20 protein-coding genes and 2 pseudogenes are annotated in these 23,716 nt (G+C 76.8%); 12 read left to right on the forward strand and 10 right to left on the reverse strand.

Features of this window, described 5'->3' with window-relative positions:
* Positions 1-19 precede the first annotated feature (19 nt).
* Complete coding sequence (locus tag ACGFI2_RS11675; protein WP_393514494.1) at positions 20-400, forward strand: Rv2175c family DNA-binding protein; 381 nt, start codon at positions 20-22, stop codon at positions 398-400.
* A 132-nt stretch (positions 401-532) separates the two neighbouring features.
* Here the strand turns inward: ACGFI2_RS11675 and ACGFI2_RS11680 are convergent, their stop codons facing one another.
* Both ACGFI2_RS11680 and ACGFI2_RS11685 read right to left on the reverse strand, forming a co-directional pair.
* Entirely contained in the window at positions 533-1,615 is a 1,083-nt protein-coding gene (locus ACGFI2_RS11680; RefSeq protein WP_393514497.1) for a polyprenyl synthetase family protein, read from the reverse strand.
* 9 nt (positions 1,616-1,624) lie between these two features.
* Positions 1,625-3,079 (reverse strand): helix-turn-helix domain-containing protein, encoded by a 1,455-nt coding sequence (locus ACGFI2_RS11685; RefSeq protein WP_393514500.1) that lies wholly within the window; start codon positions 3,077-3,079, stop codon positions 1,625-1,627.
* Between the two features lie 222 nt (positions 3,080-3,301).
* Between ACGFI2_RS11685 and metF the strand changes: the two genes are divergently transcribed.
* On the forward strand, positions 3,302-4,219 hold the full coding sequence (gene metF / locus ACGFI2_RS11690) for a methylenetetrahydrofolate reductase [NAD(P)H] (protein ID WP_393514503.1): 918 nt from the start codon (positions 3,302-3,304) through the stop codon (positions 4,217-4,219).
* A 45-nt stretch (positions 4,220-4,264) separates the two neighbouring features.
* Complete coding sequence (locus ACGFI2_RS11695; protein WP_393514506.1) at positions 4,265-4,954, forward strand: CDP-alcohol phosphatidyltransferase family protein; 690 nt, start codon at positions 4,265-4,267, stop codon at positions 4,952-4,954.
* Positions 4,955-5,018: 64 nt separating this feature from the next.
* On the opposite strand, the gene ACGFI2_RS11700 is transcribed toward ACGFI2_RS11695, so the two are convergent.
* The 8 genes from ACGFI2_RS11700 to ACGFI2_RS11735 are packed head-to-tail and all read right to left on the reverse strand — an operon-like array spanning position 5,019 to position 11,414.
* On the reverse strand, positions 5,019-6,506 hold the full coding sequence (locus ACGFI2_RS11700) for a phytoene desaturase family protein (RefSeq protein WP_393514509.1): 1,488 nt from the start codon (positions 6,504-6,506) through the stop codon (positions 5,019-5,021).
* 12 nt (positions 6,507-6,518) lie between these two features.
* Positions 6,519-7,646: a glycosyltransferase gene (locus tag ACGFI2_RS11705; protein WP_393514512.1), complete on the reverse strand. Its 1,128-nt coding sequence runs from the start codon at positions 7,644-7,646 to the stop codon at positions 6,519-6,521.
* Complete coding sequence (locus ACGFI2_RS11710) at positions 7,643-8,446, reverse strand: carotenoid biosynthesis protein (RefSeq protein WP_393514515.1); 804 nt, start codon at positions 8,444-8,446, stop codon at positions 7,643-7,645. The genes ACGFI2_RS11705 and ACGFI2_RS11710 overlap by 4 nt, the downstream gene beginning before the upstream one ends.
* Positions 8,447-8,501: 55 nt before the next feature.
* Positions 8,502-9,056: a GNAT family N-acetyltransferase gene (locus tag ACGFI2_RS11715; RefSeq protein WP_393514518.1), complete on the reverse strand. Its 555-nt coding sequence runs from the start codon at positions 9,054-9,056 to the stop codon at positions 8,502-8,504.
* Positions 9,053-9,784, reverse strand: a complete 732-nt coding sequence (locus tag ACGFI2_RS11720; RefSeq protein WP_393514521.1) for a monooxygenase — start codon at positions 9,782-9,784, stop codon at positions 9,053-9,055. The genes ACGFI2_RS11715 and ACGFI2_RS11720 overlap by 4 nt, the downstream gene beginning before the upstream one ends.
* Positions 9,781-10,269 (reverse strand): YbaK/EbsC family protein, encoded by a 489-nt coding sequence (locus ACGFI2_RS11725; RefSeq protein ID WP_393514524.1) that lies wholly within the window; start codon positions 10,267-10,269, stop codon positions 9,781-9,783. The genes ACGFI2_RS11720 and ACGFI2_RS11725 overlap by 4 nt, the downstream gene beginning before the upstream one ends.
* A gap of 51 nt (positions 10,270-10,320) precedes the next feature.
* Positions 10,321-11,115, reverse strand: a complete 795-nt coding sequence (locus ACGFI2_RS11730) for a TetR/AcrR family transcriptional regulator (RefSeq protein WP_393514527.1) — start codon at positions 11,113-11,115, stop codon at positions 10,321-10,323.
* Positions 11,116-11,156: 41 nt separating this feature from the next.
* Positions 11,157-11,414 carry a hypothetical protein gene (locus ACGFI2_RS11735; RefSeq protein WP_393514530.1) on the reverse strand — a complete coding sequence of 86 codons (258 nt, stop codon included), beginning with the start codon at positions 11,412-11,414 and terminating at the stop codon, positions 11,157-11,159.
* A gap of 547 nt (positions 11,415-11,961) precedes the next feature.
* Here ACGFI2_RS11735 and ACGFI2_RS11740 point away from each other — a divergent pair.
* From ACGFI2_RS11740 to ACGFI2_RS11780, 9 genes and pseudogenes are all read left to right on the forward strand, one after another.
* Positions 11,962-12,393 (forward strand): annotated as a pseudogene (locus tag ACGFI2_RS11740) (SAV_6107 family HEPN domain-containing protein); the annotation flags it as partial.
* A gap of 259 nt (positions 12,394-12,652) precedes the next feature.
* Positions 12,653-13,390, forward strand: a complete 738-nt coding sequence (locus tag ACGFI2_RS11745) for a hypothetical protein (RefSeq protein WP_393514533.1) — start codon at positions 12,653-12,655, stop codon at positions 13,388-13,390.
* A 56-nt stretch (positions 13,391-13,446) separates the two neighbouring features.
* Positions 13,447-15,243: pseudogene (locus ACGFI2_RS11750) on the forward strand (DNA polymerase Y family protein).
* A gap of 312 nt (positions 15,244-15,555) precedes the next feature.
* Entirely contained in the window at positions 15,556-18,936 is a 3,381-nt protein-coding gene (locus ACGFI2_RS11755) for an error-prone DNA polymerase (RefSeq protein WP_393514974.1), read from the forward strand.
* A 95-nt stretch (positions 18,937-19,031) separates the two neighbouring features.
* The gene (locus ACGFI2_RS11760) at positions 19,032-19,211 is read left to right on the forward strand and encodes a hypothetical protein (protein ID WP_089157237.1); all 180 of its coding nucleotides are present in this window, start codon (positions 19,032-19,034) and stop codon (positions 19,209-19,211) included.
* Between the two features lie 14 nt (positions 19,212-19,225).
* Positions 19,226-19,975, forward strand: a complete 750-nt coding sequence (locus tag ACGFI2_RS11765; RefSeq protein ID WP_393514536.1) for a methyltransferase domain-containing protein — start codon at positions 19,226-19,228, stop codon at positions 19,973-19,975.
* Positions 19,972-21,135 (forward strand): alkaline phosphatase family protein, encoded by a 1,164-nt coding sequence (locus ACGFI2_RS11770; protein ID WP_393514539.1) that lies wholly within the window; start codon positions 19,972-19,974, stop codon positions 21,133-21,135. The genes ACGFI2_RS11765 and ACGFI2_RS11770 overlap by 4 nt, the downstream gene beginning before the upstream one ends.
* A gap of 39 nt (positions 21,136-21,174) precedes the next feature.
* The gene (locus tag ACGFI2_RS11775; RefSeq protein ID WP_393514542.1) at positions 21,175-22,434 is read left to right on the forward strand and encodes a DNA polymerase IV; all 1,260 of its coding nucleotides are present in this window, start codon (positions 21,175-21,177) and stop codon (positions 22,432-22,434) included.
* Between the two features lie 115 nt (positions 22,435-22,549).
* Positions 22,550-22,951, forward strand: a complete 402-nt coding sequence (locus ACGFI2_RS11780) for a DUF3040 domain-containing protein (protein ID WP_393514545.1) — start codon at positions 22,550-22,552, stop codon at positions 22,949-22,951.
* The last annotated feature ends 765 nt before the right edge of the window (positions 22,952-23,716 follow it).

Here is a 23,716-nt window from a genome sequence, read left to right on the forward strand (position 1 = left end):
CACGTGGCAGGGTGGTCGGGTGACCGATTCCGTACCCGCCGAGACCGGTGCCGACCTGCCCGGACCGACCGACCCGGCCGGCTGGCTGACCCTGCCGGACGTGGCCGAGCGTCTCGACCTGTCGATCAGCAAGGTGCACCAGATGATCCGCGACCGGGAGCTGCTCGCGGTGCGCCGCGACGGCGTCCGCCGGATCCCGGCCGAACTGGTGGCCAACCACATCGTGCTCAAGCACCTACCCGGCGTGCTCAACCTGCTCGCCGACGCCGGGTACGACGACGAGCAGGCGCTGCGCTGGCTCTACCGCGAGGACCCGAGCCTTCCCGGCACCCCCGCCGCCGCGCTCGCCGGCGACCTGGCCCGCGAGGTCAAGCGCCGCGCCCAAGCCATAGCCTTCTGACAGTGACCCCTCCCACCCCACCCCCGGTGCCCGCTGTTTCACGGAAAGCGTGGCTGTCGCACGCGGAATGCCCACGTTTTCCGTGAATCAGCGCGGACCGGGGCGCGGACCGGGGTGGGGGTGGGGTCGGGGTCAGTCGGCGCGACGGGTGGCGGCGATGGCCAGGTCGACCAGGGCCTGACGCGCCTCGGTGTCCAGGTCGACGGCGGTCAGCGCGGCCAGGGCGCCCTCGGTCAGCATGGCGATCCGGCGCTCGGCGCGATCCAGCGCGCCGCTCGCGGTGATCAGCTCGCGTAGCCGGGTCACCCCGGAGGCGTCCAGATCCGGTGCGCCGAGCCCGCCCAGCAGCAGCTCCCGGCCGGCCGGGTCGAGCGTCTCCAGGGCCGCCGCCACCAGATATGTCCGCTTGCCCTCGCGCAGGTCGTCGCCGGCCGGCTTGCCGGTGCGCTCCGGGTCGCCGAACACCCCCAGCACGTCGTCGCGCAGCTGGAACGCCTCGCCCAGCGGCAGCCCGTACGCCGAGTAGGCCGCGTGCACCTCCGCCGGCGCGCCGGCCAGCGCGGCGCCCAGCAGCAGCGGACGCTCGACGGTGTACTTCGCCGACTTGTAGCGGGCCACCTTGCCGGCCCGGTCGAGCGAGGTGTCGCCGGTGGCCTGCGTCAGCACGTCCAGGTACTGCCCGACGGTCACCTCGGTGCGCATCTCGTCGAAGACCGGCCGGGCCCGCGCCACCGTCGCCGGGGCCAGGCCGGCGGAGTGCAGCAGCTCGTCGGACCAGACCAGGCAGAGGTCGCCCAGCAGGATCGCCGACGCGTCGCCGAACGAGTCGGCGTCACCGCCCCAACCGGCCGCGCGGTGCCGGGCGGCGAACCGCCGGTGCACCGCGGGCTCACCCCGACGGGTGTCCGAACGGTCCATCAGGTCGTCGTGGATCAGCGCGCTGGCCTGCACGAACTCCAACGCGGCCAGGGTGGCGACGACCTGGTCGGAGTCGATCCCGCCGGCGCCGCGGTAACCCCAGTAGCCGAAGGCCGGGCGCAGCCGCTTCCCGCCGCCCAGCACGAACGCCTCGATCGCCTCGGCGACCGGCAGCAGGCCGTCGTCGACGGCGGCCAGCCAGGCGCGCTGGCCGGCGAGGAACTCGGTGAGCGCCTTGTCGATCCGCTGGCGCAGGCCGGCACGGTCGACGGGGGAGACGGAAGCAGCATGGGTCACGCCCCGACGCTAGTCGGTTCCCGCCGGACGCGCCCCGTCGCCGCCCCGGCGCGCCGCCCGGGGCCACCGGGCCCGCCTCGGGTCGGACCCGCCCACGACGGGGACCGGCAGGTAGGGACGGGCGGCCGCGAGCAGCTCCGGACAGCGCCGACCGGCCGGTCGGCCGGCCAGCTCGCGGCGGAACCCGGTGAGTTCGCCGACCGCCCGTGGCGAACCGGAGCGGACCGCGTCGAGCAGCGCCGCGCCGGCCACCGCGCACGCCTCGGGCGTCGCGCCGAGCCGCAGGTGCGCCCGGGCCAGCCAGGCGCCGTAGACGGCCGCCCGGCGTGGACCGCCCCGGCGGCCGGCCACCACCGGCGCCAGCAGCGCGACGGCCGGCGCCGGGCGGCCCAGCGCGACAAGCGTGCGCCCGGTCATCGCCGCCAGCTCGACCTCGTCGAGCCAGTAGAGCCAGGGCGGCTCCCGGCCCGGATCGGGCGTGCCGGCCCGGGCCGCTCCGGCGAGTGCCTGCCCGGCGGCGCGGCGCCGGCCGGCCAGCGCCGCGGCGAGCGCGACCCGGTGCAGCAGCAGCGCCCGCAGCCCGGCGGAGGCGCCGGCACGGCCGGCCGCGTACCCGATCCGGGCCAGCGTGAGCGCGCCGACCGGGTCGCCGGCGCCGGCCAGCAGGTGGCTGGCCGAGCCGAGCACGTGCCCGGCCAGTGGCCGGTCCCCGGCGGCGAGCGCGGCCCGCAGCGCCAGCCGGTAGGCGACCAGGCCACCGGTCAGGTCGCCGGCGTCGGCGGCCAACCACCCGGCCAGCTGGGCCGACTCGGCCAGCGTCGGCAGCAGCCGGCGTCGGCCGGCGGGCCCGGCGGCCCGGTGGACGCGGACCGTACGTCGCAGCCGCCGGGCGCCGTGCCCGGCGAGATCGCCCCCGCCGAGCAGGTCGTCCCACCGCCGCAGCGTGGCCAGCCCGGTCCCGTCGGGCGGGTCGTCCGGCACCGCCGGCGCGACCTGACGGCCGACCGGGTCGAGACCGAGCGGACCCACCGGCACGTGTCGCGCGCCGGTGCGGCTGCACCGGTCGACCGGTGGTGGCACGCCGTCGGCCAGCGGCCCGGCCAGCGTGTCGCCGGTCGGGTCGGCCGCCCAGCGGTGCGCGAGGGTGAGCAGGGCCAGCCGGGCGCGGGACCCGCCGGCGTCGACCTGCGCGGGCGCCGCGCCGAGCCGGCGGCTGCGCGCCGTGGCCTCGGCGATCAGCTCGCCCGGGACCCCGAGGACGGTCGCCAGCCAGGAGGACCAGAAATCGCCGGGGAGCCGGAGCTGGCGTTCCCATCGGGACACCTCGTGCCGGGTCAGCGTGGGCACGCCGGAGGCGGCGCACAGCGCGGCGGCGAGCCGCTGCTGGCTCCAGCCGCGGGCGGCCCGCAGCTCGGCCAGGAGCGGCCCCAGCAGGCGGGGGCCGGACGGCGAGAACGGGTTCATCGGGACCTCCGGGGCGACGGCGCGGGTGGCGACGCGGACGCCCGGCTGTTGCCGCACCGGCGCGTCGCCGTCGTGGCGACCCCCGCGCGGGCCCCCGGGCCGGCCGCCGGCCGCCCACCGCGCTGACGTCGTTTCTACCCCCGGGGTACGACGTCGCGGCCGGCGCGCTCGCGGGCTGGGAAGGTCCTCGGCACACCGGCCCGGTCCGGTTAGAGTCGGTCCGTGGCGCTCGGTCTCCCCTCGGTCCTCCCCAATCCCCAGCCGGCGATCGGGGAGCTGATCCGTGACGGCCGCCCCACCTTCTCGTTCGAGTTCTTCCCGCCGAAGACCCCCGCCGGCGAGAAACTGCTCTGGCAGGCGATCCGCGAGCTGGAGTCGCTGCTCCCGTCGTTCGTCTCGATCACCTACGGCGCGGGCGGCTCGACCCGGGACACCACGGTCGCGGTGACCGAGCGGATCGCCACCGAGACGACCCTGCTGCCGATGGCGCACCTCACCGCGGTCAACCACTCGGTCGCCGAGCTGCGGCACGTGATCGGCCGGCTGGCCTCGGTCGGGGTCCGCAACGTGCTGGCCGTGCGGGGTGACCCGCCGGGCGACCCGGGCGGCGAGTGGATCACCCATCCGGAGGGCGTCCACTACGCCGAGGACCTGGTCCGGCTGGTCCGCGACAGCGGCGACTTCAGCGTCGGGGTGGCCGCCTTCCCGTACAAGCACCCCCGCTCGCCCGACGTGGCCAGCGACACCGCGCACTTCGTCCGCAAGTGCCGGGCCGGCGCCGAGTTCGCCATCACCCAGATGTTCTTCGACGCCGACGACTACCTGCGACTGCGCGACCGGGTCGCCGCCGCCGGCTGCGACACCCCGATCCTGGCCGGGGTGATGCCGGTGACCCAGATCGGCACCATCGCGCGTTCGGTGCAGCTCTCCGGCGCGCCGTTCCCGCCGGCGCTGGCCGAACGGTTCGACCGGGTGGCCGACGACCCCGAGGCGGTCCACCGGCTCGGCGTCGAGCAGGCCGGCGAGATGTGCGCGAAGCTGCTGGACGAGGGCGTGCCGGGGATCCACTTCATCACGCTCAACCGGTCCACCGCGACCCGCGAGGTCTGGCAGCGCCTGCGGGCCGACGCCCGGGTGTGACCACCCGCCACACGACACCCGGAACGCCCTTCTACGGTTGATCCCGTGGTGGGCACACAGCTGAACTGGGACCAGTACGCGACCGCGTGGGCGCGGCTGCACGGTGGGTTCGATCCCCGTAGCGCCGCGCCGGTGGTGCGCGCGTGGCTACGCTTCGCCTACCACGTGGGCTTCGTGCTGGGCCGGCTGCGGGTCGGCCCGACCGCGGTGACCGTGTTCGGGGTGCTGCTCTGCTTCTGCGTACCCCTGCTGGTGGGCCGGGCCGGCGACGGGCCGTTCCTGGGCTCGCTGTTCGTGCTGCTGGCCGCCGTGGCGGACAGCGTCGACGGCGCGGTGGCGGTGGCCACCCACCGCACCACCCGGCTGGGCTACGTCTACGATTCCGTCGCCGACCGGCTCGGCGAGGTGGCCTGGCTGATCGCGTTCTGGCTGCTCGGCGCGCCCGGCGCGCTGGTCGCCGCGGCCGGCGGCCTGTCCTGGCTGCACGAGTACGTGCGCGCCCGTTCCGTGTCGGCCGGGATGCGCGAGATCGGCGCGGTGACCGTGGGGGAGCGGCCCACCCGGGTCTGCGTGGCCCTGGTCGGGCTGCTGGTCGCCGGGCTCACCGGGCTGATCGACGCCGACCTGACCGCCGGCACCATCACCATGGCCACCACGGTGTGGGTGCTGCTCGCCGGCTTCGGCCTCGGTCAGTTGCTCTCCGCGGTCCGCCGCGCGCTCGTCGACGCCGGCTGACCGCCCGCCGTGGGTGCGAGAAGGGGCCCCTTCTCTACCGGAGGCGTTAAGAAGGGGCCCCTCCTTACCACGCCGGGCCGATGGCGTCGGCGACGATCTCCGCGGAGAGGGTCACCATGGGGAGGCCGCCACCGGGGTGGGTGGAGCCGCCCACCAGCCAGAGCCCGGCCACCGGGCCCCGGTTGGCCGGGCGCAGCAGCCCGCCCGCGGTGCCGTAGATCGCCCCGCCCGGCGCGCCGGTGGCCGCGTCCAGGTCGGCCGGCGTGCGGACCTCCCGGAACACCAGCCGGTCCCGCACGTCCACCCCCCGCTCGGCCAGCACGTCGAGGATCCGGTCCGCGTACGCCTCGGCAAGCCCCGGCCGCCGCCAGTCCACCGCGTCCGCGGCGGTGCCGTGCCGGGGTGCGTTGACCAGCACGAACCACGCCTCGTGACCGTCCGGCCGGACCGCCGGGTCGTCGGCCGCGGTGACGAACACGGTCGGGTCGGGGGCCGGGCGGGCCCGCACGCCCCGGCCGGGGTCGCCGAAGACGGCGTCGAACTCGGCGTCGTGGTCGCGGGGGAAGAAGACGCTGTGGTGGGCCAGCCCGGAGGCGCCGCGCACGCCGAGCAGCAGCACGAAACCGGCCAGGCTGCGGTCGGTGAGCGCGGCCAGCCGGCGCGGGTCCGGCAGCAGGTCCCGGTAGACGGTGAGCGCGTCGGTGTTGGCCACCACCACGTCGGCCGGGACCGGCACGGCCGAACCGGCGACGCGTACCCCGTGCACCCGGCCGCCGGCCGCGTCGATCCGGGTGACCGCCGCGCCGGTGCGCACCACCACGCCGAGGTCCAGGCAGCGCGACAGCAGCGCGTCGGCAAGCGTGCCCAGCCCACCGCGCAGGTACCAGCCGCCGTACGCCAGCTCGGCGTAGGGGACGGCGACCAGCGCGGCCGGCGCGCGGCGCGGGTCGGCGCCGGTGTAGGTGGCGTACCGGTCGAGCAGCATCCGCAGCCGCGGGTCGGACAGGTGCCTGCGGCCCAGCCCGCGCAGCGTGCGGCCGGGGCCGATGGCGGCGAGGTCGCCCAGCCGCCAGGCCAGCGCGGCCAGGTCGCGCGGCGAGTCCACGGTGCGGCGCAGGATGTCCCGGTGCGACGCCTCCCACACCCGGGCGGCGCGCCGCCACAGCCGCTGCCAGTCGGCGGCGGAGCGGTCGCCGAACGCGGCGCCGATCCGGGCGGTGAACTCGTCCGGGTCGGCGCAGGAGTCCAGCGCGGGGCCGCCGCCGGGGAAGACGTGCCGCACGATCGGGTCGAGCGGGACGAGATCGAGGTATTCGTCGAGCTTCGCCCCGGTGGCCTCGAACAGGTCGTGGAAGACCTGCGGCAGGGTGACCAGGCTCGGCCCGGTGTCGAAAAGCCACGACCCCTCCGGGGTGTGGTGCGCCCACCGGCCCAGCTTGCCGCCGACCGTGCCGGCCCGTTCCAGGACGGTGACCTCGTGCCCGGTGACCGCGAGCCGGGCGGCGGCGGCGAGGCCGCCCACGCCGGCGCCGATGACCACGATGCGCGCCATGGGGTGCCCCTCCTAGGTGACCGGGCGACCCCGCCAGGTGAGCCGGCGTCGCTTCCGCAGATGGTACGACCGGACGGTCAACCAACCGAGGACCACGACCGACACCGGGTGCGCCAGCGCGTCGGGCCAGGCCCGGCCGCCGGTGGCCCGGGCGCTGACCACGCGCCCGACCACGCCGGCCAGGTAGGCAAGCGTCGCCGCCCCGGCCACCCCCGGCGCGCCGGCCACCAGCGCGGCGACGGCCAGCAGCGGCGGCGCGGTGTAGAGCAGGAGCAGCAGGGCCAGCACGCCGCCCGCGCCGGCCGGGTGCCCGAACGAGGCCCACAGCGACTTGGTGTAGCCGTCGCGCAGCTGCGGCCAGTCGTCGTACATCCGGCAGGACGCCAGCCGGGAGCCGTCGGCCAGGGCGATCCGGCCGCCGGCCCGCTTCACCGCCCGGGCCAGCTCGATGTCCTCCAGCACCTTGTCGGCCACCGCCGCGTGGCCGCCGGCCCGCAGGTAGCCGGCCCGGTCCACGACCAGGAACTGCCCGCCGGCCGCGGCCAGCGAGGGCCGCCGCGAGCGTTCCATCGCGCGCAGCGGCAGGAACGTCAGCCACAACCACTGCAACAGCGGCTGCACCAGCCGGTCCGCCGCCGTCCGCACCACGATCCGGGGGTACGGCGACAGCAGCGTCGCGCCCGCCGCGCGCAGCTCGGTCACCGCCGCCGCGACCGCGTACGGGCTGAGCACCACGTCGGCGTCGACGAACGCCAGCACGGTCGGCTCCGGGTCGGCGCGGGTGGCGAGCTGCCAGCAGGCGTGCGGCTTGCCCAGCCAGCCGGGCGGCGGGGCGACGCCGGTGAGCAGCGTGACCCGCGGATCGGCGCCGGCCACCGTGCGGACCACGTCGGCGGTGCCGTCGGTGGACCCGTCGTCGAGCACCACGATCCGCAGCCCGGGCACGCCGCGCTGGGCGAGCAGCGCGCGCAGGCACGGGGTGACCCGGTCGGCCTCGTCGCGCAGCGGCAGCAGCACCGCCACCGCCTCGGCGACCTCGACCGGCCCGGCGGTGGGGCGGCGCAGCCAGGCGACGGCGTTGACAAGCGTGTGCCCGGTGAGCGCGGCGACCGCCACCACCAGCGCGAGGGCGGCGGTCATGCCGGCGCGTCGACCCGGGACGCGGGATCGGCGGCGACGGCGCGGTCCCGGCGGCTCCGCCACAGCGCCACCGCCAGCGGCACCGCGGCCACCGCCATGCCGGCCGCGCCCCACACCGCGGACGCGGGCAGCCGGAGGAAGACCGCGTGCGCCAGCACGCTGGAGGCGTACGTCCAGAGGTAGAGCGCGAACATCGGGGCGTCCCGGCCGTCGACCCGGTCGACGGCCGGCCCGGCGAGCGGGCGCAGCACGGCGGCCAGCAGCACGGCGAAGCCCAGCCAACCGAGGTAGTTGCTGATCGGGATGCCGGGCAGCCCGGGCAGCGCGGGCGTGGCGTTCCGCCAGGTCCAGTAGCCCTCCGCCACCATCTGCGGGTCGAGGAACAGGTCCCAGGCGGCCAGCCCGACCGCCGAGAGCGCGATCCGGGCGACGCGGGAGCGGACGAGGCGGACCGCGGTGAGCCACGCCGGCCAGGCCATCCAGGTCCAGGCGAGCGGGATGATCAGCGGCACCCCGGCCAGCTTCGGGCCCAGCTCGCCGGAGTAGTCGTAGGTACCGAACGGGAAGCCGGTGGCCACGCCGATCGCCTCCACCGCGAACCCGCCGCCGGTGACGACCGCGACCAGCGCGGCGGCGGTACGGGCGCCGCGGGTGAGCAGCGCGTGGCCGACCGACAGCAGCCAGCCGAGCACCACGGTGGCCACCGTGAGCCCGGCCCGGGTCGCGCCGCCGGTGAGCGGGTAGCAGATCTGGGCGAGGACCAGCACGGCCAGCAGCGCCCAGGGCAGCCGCGCGCTCACGGTGCCGCTTTCGTTCGCGGCTGCGGGGCTCGCAGGCCCGGCTCGCTCCTCGCGCTCACGGGGTGTCCGGCGGGGGCAGCGGCAGGTCCCGGCCGAGCACGCCGAACGGCCGCTCGTCGCCGGGGAAGTGGAAGTGTCGCAGCACGTCGACGAAGCCGAACCGGCGGTACAGCCGCCAGGCCCGGGACTTCTCCTCGTCGGCCTCCGGGGTGGACAGCAGTGTGGTGTCGCCCTCGGCCACGGCGAGCAGCGCGCGCAACTGGCGGGCGCCCACGCCGTGCCCCTGCGCGGGCGGTCGCACGTGCAGCTCGACCACCTCGAACGGGCGGGCCAGCCAGCGCTGCCGGGCCTCCGCGTCCAGCGCCCGATGCACCTGGTCATGCCACCACTGCCCGGTGGCGCCGAGGTAGCCGTACCCGAAACCGGCCAGGTGCCCCTCGGTGGTCAGGCTGGCGACGGCGCGGAACCCGGGCCGTCGGACGTGGGTGGCGATGTAGCCGCGCCGGGCCTCCAGCAGGTCGGCGCGGTAGCCCATCGCCTCGCCGTAGACGGCGACCACGTCGTCCAGCCGTCGGACCAGGTCGTCCGGCGTCCAGCGCACCAGCCTCATGCGTTCCCTCTCGCCGAGTCGGGGTCGCCGCCGGCGGCGACCCAGCCGAGCACCGTACGGTCGCCGACCACGTCGCCCACCGCGAACCGCGCGAACAGTTCCTCCGCGTACCAGCCCTCGGTGGGGGTGCGGGTGATCGCGGCGCGGTGCTCGGGGGAACGGTACGCGAAGGCGACCAGGTCCGTCGGGTCGCGCCACACGCTCACCGTGCCCTGCCAGCCCAGCGGCGCCTCGCCGACACCGAACCGGGCGAGCAGCCCGGGCGCGGCGCGCAGCTCCGCGGCGACCGGCGGGATGGCCCGCCAGAACGTGGCCGCCCGGCGGGCCCGCAGCCGGGCCCGGGTCAGCGCCAGCACCGGCCCGGTGACCCGCCCGCCGGTCGGCGCGCCGAACGGCTCCCGGCCGGACCACTCGCCCCGGCTGGTCAGCGGTCGCAGTTCCAGCCGGACGGCGGCGTCGGCGATCCGGGCCCAGGATCGGGCGACCGGTGAGGCGTCGAAGCCGGCCGCGGCGGCGGGGGAGTCCCAGACCACAAGCGCGGCCCACCGGGTCAGGTCGGCGTCACCGGGGCCGAAGCCGGTGCCGGTCCCGGTGCCGAGCAGCTTGGCGAAGCGGACGCCGGGCAGCCGGCGCAGCCGCGCCGGGTGGGTCGCCATCCGGGCCAGCGCGCCGGGTACGGCCCGGCGGGGGACGCGCCACACGTGCAGCGTGACGAGGTCGGGGTTCACGCCACCTCGGCCGGGTCGCCGCCGGTGATCCGCAGCAGTTCCGCGTACGTGGTGGGGAACACCGCCTGCGGCACGCCGCCGGCCGCCCACACCTCGTCGTACCCCTTCAGGGCGGTGTCGACCAGGGTGCGCAGCGGCCCGGGGTGGCCGAGCGGGGCGACCCCGCCGATCACCTGACCGGTGTGCCGCCTGACGAAGTCCGGGCTGGCCCGGCGCAGGTGGGCCACGCCCAGCGTGGCGGCCAGCCCGGCGGTGTCCACCCGGTGCGCGCCGGAGGTGAGCACCAGCAGCGGCGCGTCGTCCGCGTCGAAGACCAGCGAATTGGCGATGGCGCCGACGTCGACGCCGAGCGCGCCGGCCGCCGCGGCGGCGGTGTGCACCGCCGCCGGCAGCAGACGGACGGTGCTCGGGCCGCCGGCCCCGTCCCGCGCCCCCGCCTCGTCGAGCGCCCGTTGCACCGCCCGCACGTTCGGATGTGGCTGCATGCCGTTCATTCTCCCCCCACCGCGCGGACCGCCCGCCGCCGGGCGCGGCGATCATGAGGTTGGCGTGTCCGGTCCCCGGCGTGTCGGACCGTCAACCTCATGATCGACGGGGTTGTGGTGGCGTGCGGCGGCGCGGGCGTGGAGCAGGGCCTGGATGCCGTCCAGGATCCGGGTGAGACCGAAGTCCAGGGTGGGGTCCGGGGCGGGAGAGGCGGAGGCGTGGAGGGCGGCCGGGGTGGAGGGGTCGGCCAGGGCGGCGGCCAGGGCCGGGAAGCGGTCCTCCCGGCCCTCGACGAGCGCGCCGAACGCCGTCTCCCGCCCGGACCCGGGCGGCAGGGCGGCCAGGTTGCGGGCGTGCCCGACCAGCAGCGTCGCCACGTCGAGCCGCTCGTGTGCGGTGAGCCCGGCGCCGGCGAGCGCGGCGACGACGCGTTCCACCCAGGACAGCTCGTTCGGCCCGGGCAGGCGGGCCCCCACGGCCGCCGCCTGCGCCCAGGGATGCCGGCGGAACCGCTCGACCAGCCGCCGGGTCCAGTCGTCGAGCTGCTCGCGCCACCCGGCGCCGGCCGGTGGCGGGGGTGGCTTACCCAGCGCCGCGTCCAGCATCAGGGCGACCAGTTCGGCCCGCCCGGGCACGTAGCGGTAGAGCGCCATCTTGGTGACGCCCAGCGACTCGGCGACCCGCTGCATGGTCAGCCCGTCGAGCCCGTCGGCGTCCGCGACGGCGATGCCGGCGCGGGCCACGGCGGCCGGCGAGAGCGTGGGACGGGGCCCGCGCCGGGGCCCGGCGGGCGCGCCCCAGAGCAGCTCGAACAGCCGCTTCTTGTCGACCTCACCGGCCCGCACGGCTCGCCCCTCCCGCCTCGCCGGCGGGCCCGCGACCGCCGTCAGGCAGACGATACGGTCACCCGCGCCCGGTCCCCGGGCCAGCCCGGGGTGGCCCGGGACCGGGCGGCGGCGTCCACCAGCAGGTGAGCCCGGTGGTGGCCCCGGCAGCGGCTCCCGCGCCCCGCGGTCGTGCTCCACAGGGCGGTGACGACCAGCGGGCTGAGCGCCGCGAGGATGCCGGCGACGTCGGCCGACCAGGCCGGGGCGGCCGGCGGCGCGGGGCGTACGGCCCGCCGGCCGGCCACGGTGGCGGTCACCGGACGGTCTTCTCGGCACGGCAGGCGTTCATGGGGTAAACCGTCGGCCGGTGGGTTCCGGTTCTCCTTCGCCCGAGGCTGTGCCCCGGCGGAGAATCCGCACCGCCGGCCGGAGTGTCCCCGGCGCGTCACACATTGCGTTTTCGTCGGTGGGGAGGTGTACTGTCAGGGTAGTTAGAACGAGTGTTCGATTCGACCGCGATCGGTTCCCCGCCGACGCGACCGGGGCGCACACCGTTCGCCAAGCTCCGGAAGCGGTGTTTCGCGGCACCGGCTTCCGGAAGGTGCGGCTCCGCGGGCCGCACCGGGCCTCGGACAGTCGCGAGTTCGAGCCCGTCAGGCAGGTCGTCGCCCGCCGCCCACGACCCCCGGGCGGCGGGCGACGGACCCGCCGGCACGCCGGCCGGGTGTGGGTGTGGGGAAGCGTCCACACCCGGCCGGCCGCCAGCACTGGTGCGTCTTCCTCCGCACCGACCGCTCCGGGCGACCGGGCGACGGTTCCCCGTCGCGCGACCGCCCGCCCCGGCCACACGCGGAGGAGAGACCCATGCCGACCAGTCCGGCCCAGGCGCCCACGGTGCCCGCGCACGTGCTGCCGCACCGCACCCCCGCCCAGCTGCTCGTGGTGGCCCGCGACGGGTTGGTCGAGGCCGCCCGCACCCGTCCCGACGGTCTCCGCTACGCCGCCGCCCACCTCGCGGCGCTGCGCGCCGCCGCCGCCGTGCTCGCCGCCCGGGCCCGTCCCGCGCCCACCCGGCGCAACCGGATCACCAGCGTCTGGGTGCTGCTCGCCACCGTCGCCCCCGAGCTGGACGAGTGGGCCGCCCTCTTCGCCGCCGGCGCGAGCAAGCGGGCCGCCGCCGAGGCCGGCATCCCCCGGGTGGTCACCGCCCGGGAGGCCGACGATCTGCTGCGCGCCGCCGAACAGTTCGTGACCGTGGTGGAGACCGCGCTCGGGCTGGCGCACCAACCGACGCTCGACGGCCTGCACCGACCGCTCCGGCTGGGCGGATCCGACGCCGCGCCGCGCTCCGGCTCGGTCGCCGCGCCGCGTCCCGGTTCGGTCGCCGCGCCGCGTCCCGGTTCGGTCGCCGCGCCGCGTCCCGGGGCGGCCGCCGCCTGAGTCGTGGCGCCCGGCCGCCATCGGCGGGACCCGGGTGGCCGGGCGCCGCTCCACACGATCCACAGCACCACCCACGGGCCGGGCCCGTGGCGAACCACGACGGGGGGTTGGTCCGATGGCGGGCCGCATGGTGGTCGGTTCCGCCGCCCTGGCCGAGCTGGTGCGTCCGGCGAGCGCGCCCGACCCGGCCGGCGGCCATCGGATGCTCCCCGTCCGGGCCGAGCTGACCGGGCTGCTGCCCAACCGAGGGCTGCGGCGCGGCAGCACCGTCGCGGTCGGCGTCGGCCAACCCCGGCACAGCGGCGCCACCTCGCTGATCCTGGCGCTGCTCGCCGAGGCGTCCCGGGCCGGCTCGTGGTGCGCCGTGGTCGGCGTACCCACCTTCGGGGCCGGCGCGGCGGCGGAGGCCGGGATCGCCCTGGACCGGCTCGCCCTGGTGCCCGACCCCGGGCCGGAGTGGCCCACCGTGGTGGCCGCGCTCATCGACGGGGTCGACGTGGTGGTCACCGCCGTGCCGACCACGGTCTCCGCCTCGGTCTCCGCCCGGCTGGCCGCCCGGGCCCGGCAGCGGGGCAGCGTGCTGGTCCCGTACGGCCGGTGGGACGGTGCGGACGTGACGCTCCAGGTGGTCCGCGGCGTCTGGCAGGGGCTCGGGCCGGGCCGCGGGCGGCTGCGCCGCCGCGAGGTGACCGTCTCGGCCCGCGGCCGGGGCGCCGCCGCCCGGCCCAAGGAGATCAAGGTGTGGCTGCCCGGCGACGAGCTGACCCGGGTGATTCCCCGCTTCGCCGGGTCCGGCGTCCCCGCCGCCCCGCCCCGCCGGCTGCGCGTGGTGACCCCGGCAGCCCGCCCGTGAGCGCGAGGAGTGAGCCGGGTTTGCGAGCCCCGCAGTCGCGAACTGAGGTAAACCCCGTGAGCGCCCCGCCGCGGGCCCTGCTGCTCTGGTGCCCGGACTGGCCCGTCCTCGCCGCCGAGATCGTCGACGGGGTGCCCGCCACCGACCCGGTCGTGGTGCTGCACGCCAATCGGGTGGTGGCCTGCTCCGAGCGGGCCCGGGCCGAGGGGATCCGGCGTGGGCTGCGCCGCCGGGAGGCGCAGGGCCGCTGCCCCGGGCTCACCGTCGTCGACCACGACCCCGGGCGGGACGCGCGGGCGTTCGAGCCGGTGGTGGCCGCCGTCGAGGAGGTGGTCGCCGGCGTCGAGGTGATCCGGCCCGGCGCGTGCGCGACCGCCGCCCGGGGGCCGAGCCGCTACCTCGGCGGCGAGGAGGCGGCGGCCGAGCGGATCGTCGAGCACGTCGCCCAGAGCTGCGCGGTGGAGAGCCAGGTCGGCATCGCCGAGGGTGTCTTCGCGGCCGGGCTGGCCGCCCGGGAGGGGCGGATCGTGCGCCCCGGCGGCACCGCGGAGTTCCTGGCCGGCCGGCCGGTGGAGGCGCTCGGCCGGCCCGCCCTGGCCGACCTGTTGCGCCGGCTCGGCATCCGCACCCTCGGCGACTTCGCCGCGCTGCCCGCCGGGGACGTGCTGGCCCGGTTCGGCCTCGACGGGGCGCTGGCGCACCGGCTCGCCGCCGGACGGGACGACCGTCCGCTCGCGGTCCGGCAGCCGCCCGCCGACCTGACCGTCACCGCCGAGCACGACGAGCCGATCGACCGGGTCGACGCCGCCGCGTTCGCCGCCCGGACGCTGGCCGAGTGCCTGCACGAGCGGCTCGCCGCGTACGGGCTGGCCTGCACCCGGCTCGGTATCGAGGCGGTCACCGCGCACGGCCAGGAACTGCACCGGGTGTGGCGGCACGACGGCCTGCTCACCGCCGCGGCCATCGCCGACCGGGTCCGCTGGCAGCTCGACGGCTGGCTCTCCGGCAGCAACGGCCGGGGCGGAGCCCGCCCGACCCGCCCGACCGCCGGCATCATCCGGCTGCGGCTGGTGCCGGACGGGGTGCTCGCCCGGGCCGGCCTGCAACCCGGGCTGTGGGGGGAGACCGGCGCGGAGCGGGAGCGGGCGCACCGCGCGCTGAGCCGGGTCCAGGGCATCCTCGGCCCAGAGGCGGTGGTCACCGCCGTGCTCGGTGGCGGACGCTCCCCGGCCGATCAGGTGCGCCTGGTCCCGTGGGGCGACGAGCGGGTGCCCGCCCGCCCCGGCCCGCCGCCGTTGCCGCCTCTCCCGCCGCCGGGTGCCGCCCCACCGGCCCTGGCGTCGGTGCCGCCGACCCCGGCCGTGGCGTCGGCGCCGCTGACCCCGGCTGTGCCGCTGACCCCGGCTGTGCCGCCGACCTCGACGGTGGCGTCGGGCTCGGCTGCCGTGTCGGTCGCGTCCGCCGGTTCGGGTGGGGTGGCGGGACGGGGCGGCCGCCGGGCCGGCCGGGGCCGGGCGGCGGCCGAACCGCCGTGGCCGGGGCGGATCCCGCCGCCGGCGCCGGCCGTGGTGCTGCCCGCCCCGTTGCCGGCCGAGGTGCACGACGCGGTGGGGGAGCCGGTCGTGGTGAGCGCCCGACTGGCGGTCAGCGCGGCGCCGGTCCGACTGACCGTGGGCACCGGCCGCCCGGCCGAGATCTCCGGATGGGCCGGCCCGTGGCCGGTGGACGAACGCTGGTGGGCGCCGGCCGAGGCGCGTCGTCGAGCCCGGTTCCAGGTCTGCCTGGTCGACGGCACGGCCCTGTTGCTCGCGGTCGAGGGCGGGCAGTGGCTGGTGGAGGCGATCTATGACTGAGCGGCGAGTCTCGCCTCCGCGGCATGTCGACGTGCCGCGCCGGCTACCACCCGACGGAGGCTACAAACTTGATGGCGCAAACGGATCGCCGCACCACCACCACCACGCCGCTGCTGCCGCCGCCGTCGCCGTCGCCGTCGCCGTGACTCATCCGTGCCATCAAGTTCGTAGGCAACCGCAGGCCGGCCCTCGGCCGGCGCGTGCGGCCGGCCGGGGGGATCTTGGAAGCCCGTGGCCCTTCTGGGGGCCGAGATCTTCCAAGATCTCGGCAAGCCGGAGGATCTCGGCCGGCACCGGGCGGGGGAGCGCGGCGTGAGCTTCCACAACCCGAAGATGCCCTGGTCGAAGCTGGAGCAGGTGCTCTCCGGGCGGGCGAAGGACGAGCGGGCGAAGGACGAGCGAGTCAGGGGCGAACGGCACCTGCACGTGGTGGACCCGCTCGCGGTCGACGCCGACGGCGGCGACTCCCCGGCCTGGAGCCGCAAGCGGCCGGAATACCGGCCGCCGGAGCTGGACCGCCCGGCCGGCACGGTCGCCTACGCGGAGCTGCACGCGCACTCCAACTTCAGCTTCCTCGACGGGGCCAGCCACCCCGAGGAACTGGCCGAGGAGGCGGCCCGGCTGGGGCTCACCGCGCTCGCCGTCACCGACCACGACGGCTTCTACGGTGTCGTGCGCTTCGCCGAGGCGGCCCGCGCGCTGCGGCTGCCGACGATCTTCGGGGCGGAGCTGTCCCTCGGGCTGCCCGGCCCGCAGAACGGCGAGCCCGACCCGCTCGGCCGGCACCTGCTGGTGCTCGCCCACGGGCACGAGGGGTACGCGCGCCTCGCCGCCACCATCTCCCGGGCCCAGTTGCGCGGCGGGGAGAAGGGCCGCCCGGTCTACGGGGAGTTGGCGGAGATCGCCGCCGAGCTGCGCGACCACGTGCTGGTGCTCACCGGCTGCCGCAAGGGGCACGTGCCCGCCGCGCTGCTCACCGAGGGGGTCGACGCGGCGGCCCGGGAGCTGGACCGGCTCACCGCGTTGTTCGGCGCGGAGACGGTGGCGGTGGAGCTGACCGACCACGGGCATCCGGTCGACGCCGACCGCAACGACGCGCTCGCCGAGCTGGCCGCCGCGGCCGGGCTGCCCACCGTGGCCACCAACAACGTGCACTACGCCACCCCGGGCCGGCGCCGGCTGGCCACCACCCTGGCCGCGGTCCGGGCCCGGCGCAGCCTCGACGAGATCGACGGCTGGCTGCCCGCCGCGGCCACCGCCCACCTGCGCAGCGGCGCGGAGATGGCGGCGCGGTTCGCCGCGTACCCGGGCGCGGTGGCGCGGGCCGCCGAGTTCGGCGCGGAACTCGCGTTCGACCTGCACCTGGTCGCGCCGCAGCTGCCGGCGTACCCGGTGCCGGCCGGGCACACCGAGATGAGCTGGCTGCGCCGGCTGACCATGGACGGCGCCCGCGAGCGCTACGGCCCGCCCGAGGCGCACCCGGAGGCGTACGCGCAGCTGGAGCATGAGCTGCGGATGATCGACGAACTGGGCTTCCCCGGCTACTTCCTGGTGGTCTACGACATCGTCACGTTCTGCCGCGAGCAGGACATCTACTGCCAGGGCCGGGGGTCGGCGGCCAACTCGGCGGTCTGCTACGCGCTGCGCATCACCAACGTGGACGCGGTCCGGCACCGGCTGCTGTTCGAGCGCTTCCTCGCCCCGGAACGGGACGGGCCGCCCGACATCGACGTGGACATCGAGTCCGACCGCCGGGAGGAGGTGATCCAGCACGTCTACGCCCGCTACGGCCGGGAGCACACCGCCCAGGTCGCCAACGTCATCTCGTACCGGCCGCGGTCGGCGGTGCGGGACGTGGCCAAGGCGTTCGGCTTCTCGCCCGGCCAGCAGGACGCCTGGAGCAAGCAGATCGACAGGTGGGGCTCGGTCGCCGCGGTCGACGTGGCGGACATCCCGGAGCAGGTGGTCGCGTACGCGAACGAGCTGCAGACCTTCCCCCGGCACCTGGGCATCCACTCCGGCGGCATGGTGATCTGCGACCGGCCGGTGATCGAGGTCTGCCCGGTGGAGTGGGGCCGGATGCCCGGCCGCAGCGTGCTCCAGTGGGACAAGGACGACTGCGCCGCCGTCGGCCTGGTCAAGTTCGACCTGCTCGGCCTCGGCATGCTGTCCGCGCTGCACTACGGCTACGACCTGATCGGCTCCAGCCTCGACCTGGGCGAGATGACGCTTGACGACCCCGAGGTCTACGACATGCTCTGCCGGGCCGACTCGGTCGGGGTGTTCCAGGTGGAGAGCCGGGCCCAGATGGCCACCCTGCCCCGGCTCAAGCCCCGCGAGTTCTACGACCTGGTGGTGGAGGTGGCGCTGATCCGGCCCGGCCCGATCCAGGGCGGCTCGGTGCACCCGTACATCCGGCGCAAGAACGGCCAGGAGCCGGTGACGTACGCGCACCCGCTGATGCGCAACGCGCTGGAGAAGACGCTCGGCGTGCCGCTGTTCCAGGAGCAGCTCATGCAGCTCGCCATCGACCTCGCCGGCTTCGACGCGGCCGGGGCGGACCAGCTGCGCCGGGCCATGGGGGCGAAACGCTCGGTGGAGCGGATGGCGCAGATCGCCGACCGGCTCTACGCCGGGATGGCCGAGCGGGGCATCACCGGGGAGCTGGCCGACGACGTCTACCGCAAGCTCACCGCGTTCGCCAGCTACGGCTTCCCGGAGAGCCACGCGATGAGCTTCGCCTACCTGGTGTACGCCAGCTCGTGGCTCAAGCGCTACCACCCGGGCCCGTTCCTGGCCGCGCTGCTCAACGCCCAGCCGATGGGCTTCTACTCGCCGCAGACGCTCGCCGACGACGCCCGCCGGCACGGCGTCGAGGTACGCCGGCCGGACATCAACGCCAGCGGCGCCAAGGCGGTGCTGGAGTCCACGCCGCAGACCCGGTGGGGCAGCGTGCCGGGGGAGCCGCCGCACGCCTGGGGGCTGGGCGGTCCGGCGGTCCGGCTCGGGCTGGGCAGCGTCCGTACCCTCGGCGAGGACGTGGCCGAGCGGATCGAGGCGGAGCGGGCGGCGCACGGGCCGTACCGGGACATGCCGGACCTGGCCCGCCGGGCCGGTCTCACCGCGGCGCAGCTGGAGGCGCTGGCCACCGCGGACGCCTTCGCCTGCTTCGGGCTGACCCGGCGGCAGGCCCTCTGGGCCGCCGGCGCGGCGGCCCAGGACCGGCCCGGCCGGCTGCCCGGCACGGTGACCGGCGTGGACCCGCCCACCCTGCCCGGCATGGCGGCGGTGGACCGGCTGGTCGCCGACGTCTGGGCCACCGGCCTGTCCCCGGAGAGCCACCCGGCCCGGTTCATCCGGGACCGGCTCGACGCGCTGGGCGCGGTGCCGATCGCCCGGCTCGGCCAGGTGCCGCCCGGGCAGCGGATCCGGGTCGGCGGGATCGTCACCCACCGGCAGCGGCCGGCGACCGCCGGCGGGGTCACGTTCCTCAACCTGGAGGACGAGACCGGCATGCTCAACGTCACGTGTTCGCCGGGGCTCTGGCAGCGCTACCGTCGAATCGCCCGCACCAGCGGAGCACTTGTGGTGCGGGGCCGGTTGCAGCGGCACGAGGGCGTCACGAACCTCACCGCGGACCGGCTGGACGCGATCGAGCCGCCCGTCACGCCGGCGTCCCGGGATTTCCGTTGATGGCAGTGATCCACATTACGGTTTCCGGGGCCCGGACACGGGAGACTCCCGACGCGGGTGGGCAGAGTCGCCCACCCCGGTATGGGGGATGAACGATGACCTTTCACAGCACGTACCCCGGTGGCGTGGCCAACGCCCGGCGGACCCGGCTCGGCGCCGGGTGGGCGCCCACCCACGAGATCGAGCCGCGGGAGCACCAGGTGACCGACGGCCCGGTGGCCAACGCCCAGCGTTCCCGCGCCGAGGAGGACCCGGCCGGCGGCGGCGAGTCCTGACCCCGCGCCCGGGGGTGACTAGGCTCGGCGGCGTGGAGCAGACCCGAACCCTGACCCCCCGCACCGCCGTGATCTGGGCGGTGCTCCGGGCCGAGCTGGACCGGCGGGCCGGCGAGCGACTCTCCGTGCTCGACGTCGGCGGCGGGACCGGCGGCTTCGCCGTCCCGCTCGCCGAGGCCGGCCACCGGGTCACCGTGGTCGACGCCAGCCCCGACGCGCTCGCCGCGCTGACCCGCCGGGCCGCCGAGGCCGGGGTCGCCGATCGGGTACGCGCGACGCAGGGCGACGCCGACGCGCTCACCGGGCTGGTCGAACCGGCCTCCATGGACCTGGTGCTCTGCCACTCCGTCCTGGAGGTGGTCGACGAGCCGACGCCGGTGATCACGGCGCTGGCCGGCACGCTGCGCCCCGGCGGCGCGGCCAGCGTGCTGGTCGCCGCGCGGGCCGCCGCCGTGCTCGGCCGGGCGATCAACGGTCAGCTCGACGCCGCGGCCGCGCTCGCCGCCGACGAGCACGGCACCGCGGGCGGCCGGGACACCCTGCGCCGCCGGTACGACGCCGAGGGCGCGGGCGCGCTGCTCACCGCCGCCGGGCTCGCCGTCGAGGAGATCCACGGGGTACGCGTGTTCGCCGACCTGCTCCCGGCCGCCGTGGCGGACGGCCAGCCGGCCGCCCTGCTCGAGTTGGAGCGCGCCCTGTCGGCGAAGCCGCCGTACCGCGACCTCGCCGCCCAGCTGCACCTGTTCGCCCGCCGCCCGGCATGACCGGCCCGGCCCCGGGGCCGCTGGAGCGGGTCGCGCCCCGCTACGGCGGTGGCAGCCTGGTCGACGTGCTGCCCAGCGCGCTGTCGCTGCTCGGTGTCCCCGGCGCGGTCGACCTGCTCGGCCTGACCCCCCGGCTGGCCGGGGTGCGCCGGATCGCCGTGCTGCTGGTGGACGGGCTCGGCTGGCACCAGATACCTACCGCCGCGCCGTACGCGCCCACCCTGGCCGGGCTGGCCGCCACCACCGGCTCCCCGCTCACCGCCGGTTTCCCCTCCACCACCCCGACCAGCCTGGTCGGCCTCGGCACCGGCACCCCGTCGGGCGCGCACGGCGTGCTCGGCTTCACGGTCCGGGTGCCCGGCACCGACCGGGTGCTCACCCACGTCGACTGGACCGGCGACCCCGAGCCGTCCCGGTGGCAGCCGGTCCCCACCTGGTACGAGCGGGCCCGCGCCGCCGGGGTGGCGGTGACCGTGGTCAGCCGTCCCGAGTTCGCCGGCAGCGGCCTCACCCTGGCCGCCAACCGGGGCGGCGACTACCGGGGAGCGGCCGGGATCGACGCGCTCGCCGCGCGGATGCTGGCCGCGCTGGCCGCCGGCGCCGGGCCGACCCTGGTCTCCGGCTACCACCCGGACCTGGACCGGCACGGGCATCTCAGCGGCGTCGACTCCGCGCCGTGGCGGTCGGCCGCCGCCGAGGTGGACGCGCTGCTGGCCCGGCTGGTCGACGGGCTGCCGCCGGACGCCGCGCTGCTGGTCACCGCAGACCACGGCCAGCTCGACGTGCCGGCCGGGCACCGGATCGACCTGGACGCCGATCCCCGGCTGCGGGCCGGGGTCCGGGTGGTGGCCGGCGAGCCCCGGGTCCGCTACCTGCACGTCGAGCCGGGCGCGGAGGCCGACGTGGTGGCCGCCTGGACGGCGGTGCTGGGCGGCACGGCCGACGTGCTGACCCGGGCGGAGGCGGTGGCGACCGGCTGGTTCGGGCCGGTGCCGGAGGCGCACCTGGCCCGGATCGGCGACGTGGTGGTGGTCTGCCGGGACACGTACGCGGTGGTCGCCACCCGCTCGGAGCCGCCGATCGTGTCGCGGCTGGTGGCGTACCACGGAGCGGACACCGCCGCGGAGATGACCGTGCCGCTGCTGGTGGTCCGGGGCTGACCGGGGCGCGTGTCGGACCGGCGGGCTAGCCTGCGGGTCATGGGCCGCAGCCAGTCGTTGCCCCGGGGCGGTGAGCCACGCTTCGGGCCGGACGCCGACGACACCGGCTGTTCGATCCTGCACGTCGACATGGACGCCTTCTTCGCCTCGGTGGAGGTGCGCCGCCGTCCCGAGCTGCGCGGCCGGCCGGTGGTGGTGGGCGGCGTCGGCCCACGCGGCGTGGTCAGCTCGGCCAGCTACGAGGCCCGCCGGCACGGGGTGCGCAGCGCGATGCCCACCGCGCGGGCCCGTGCGCTCTGCCCGGGCGCGGTCTACCTGCCGCCCGACTTCAGCGCCTACTCGGAGGCGTCCCGGGCGGTCATGGGGATCTTCCGCGACGTCACCCCGCTGGTCGAGCCGCTCTCGTTGGACGAGGCGTTCCTCGACGTGGCCGGCGCCCGGCGGTTGTTCGGCCGGCCGGCGGCCATCGCCGCGCTGATCCGCCGCCGGGTGGCCGAGGAGCAGCGGCTGACCTGTTCGGTCGGGGTGGCGTCGAGCAAGTTCGTGGCCAAGCTCGGTTCCACCCGGGCCAAGCCGGACGGCCTGCTCGTGGTCCCCGCCGACCGGGTGCTGGACTTCCTGCACCCGCTGCCGGTGTCGGCGTTGTGGGGGGTCGGGGAGCGGTCGGCGGAGGCGTTGCGCCGGCTCGGCCTGCGCACCGTGCGCGACCTGGCCGAGGCGCCGCCCGGTCTGCTGCGCCGGGCGGTGGGCGAGGCGTCCGCCGCGCACCTGCACGAGCTGGCCTGGGGGCGGGACCCGCGCGGTGTGTCCCCGGAGCACGTGGAGAAGTCGATCGGCGCGGAGACCACGTTCGAGACCGACGTCACCGACCCGGGCGAGATCCGGCGGGCCCTGCTCGCCCTCGCCGACAAGGCCGGCGCCCGGCTGCGGGCGGCCGGGCAGGTGGGTCGCACGGTGTCGCTGAAGGTCCGGTTCGCCGACTTCCGCACGGTGAGTCGCGCCCGCACCCTCGCCGTGTCGACCGACACCGCCCGGGAGATGTTCGACACTGCCTGGGCGCTCTGGGGCGTCCTCGCCCCGGCCGAGCCGGTCCGCCTGGTCGGCGTCCGGATGGAAGGGCTCGCCCCGGCGGAGGAGACGCCGCGGCAGCTCACCCTGGGTGAGCCGGAGCGGGGCTGGCGGGAGGCGGAGGCGGCGGCGGATGCGGCAGCCGCCCGTTTCGGGCGGTCCGTCATAGGTCCGGCCAGTCTTCTCAGCCGGCGTGACCAGCGGCGAGTCGAAAAACCGACCCGGCCGTAGGTCGTCCCGCTTTCCGACGCGCGAGGGCCCTCGTAGACTTGCGGGTAAGCAGCCGGCTGGCTGCCACGGTCTGTCGGCCCGACCGGGCCGACCAACGTGACCGGGGAGGAGTGCCGTGCCGCTCTCGGAGCACGAGCAGCGGCTGTTCGAGCAGATCGAGCGGTCGCTTGCCGAGGATCCCAAGTTCGCCTCGGCCGTGCGCGCCAGCGACCCGCGCTTCCACGCGCGGCGTCGCGTGCTCGTCGCTGCCGGCGTGGTCGTCGCTGGTCTGGCCCTGTTGATCTATGGGGCCGTGATCAAGATTCCTGCGGTGGCCGTGGCGGGCTTCGTCGTCATGCTGGGCTCGTTGGGCTACGCGGTGCAGTCGCACCGTCGATCCCAGTCGCCCGACCTGCACGTGGTCGGCGGCACCACGACGAGCCGGCGTCGTCCCCGTGGCCGCAGTGGTGGTCGCCGCGGCTCCTTCCTGGATCGGATGGAGGACCGCTGGCGGCAGCGCCCGGAGGGCCACCGCTGACCACGCCCCCGCCCCTGACCGGGGCGGGCGACGACAGGCCGTCCTCGCCGGCACCCGCTGGCGAGCGCGCCGGCTCCGTCGCGCCCGTGATCACGTCCCGGCCCGCTTCGGCCTGACCCCGTCCGGCCTGATCCCCGCTCCCGTTCCGATCCGGGTTCCCGTTCCCTGTCCCGGCTTCTGTCCGGTCTCCGCTTCTGTCCGGTCTCCGCTTCTGTCCGGTCTCCGCTTCTGTCCGGTCCCGGCTCCTGTCTGGTCCCCGCTCCGGGCCGTTCCGCTCCTGCGGTCTGCCCGACTCCGTGCCACGTTTCCGGCCGCCCGAACGTCTGGACAGGTGGAGATCTTGGTACGAACAGGCCCCCAGAGGGGCCGTTTGGTACCAAGATCTCGAGCGACCGGGTTCTTCGCCGCGCAGTCAAGGAGTTCGCGTCCGGGATTCGCTCCGCGCTGACGAAAACTCCTTGATCGATACGGACTGTGGCGGTGCGGGCACGCGCTGAGGGAGCGGCCGGGGAGCGGTGGGCGGGGCGAGACCGGTCCGCACTTCGGCTCGGAGTGGCCGGCGGGCGGTCAGCGAGCCGGGGTCGGGTCAGCGGCCGGCAGGGACGCGTTCCGGCCAGACCGGCCAGTCCCGGTGGTCAGCGGCGGGCAGGGACGCGTTCCGGCCAGACCGGCCAGACCGGCCAGACCGGCCAGACCGGCCAGACCGGCCAGACCGGCCAGTCCCGGTGGTCAGCGGGCCGGTCCGGCCGGACGTCGGCCGACAGC

This window comes from Micromonospora sp. NPDC049282 (assembly GCF_043197045.1).
Classification (GTDB): Bacteria; Actinomycetota; Actinomycetes; order Mycobacteriales; family Micromonosporaceae; genus Micromonospora.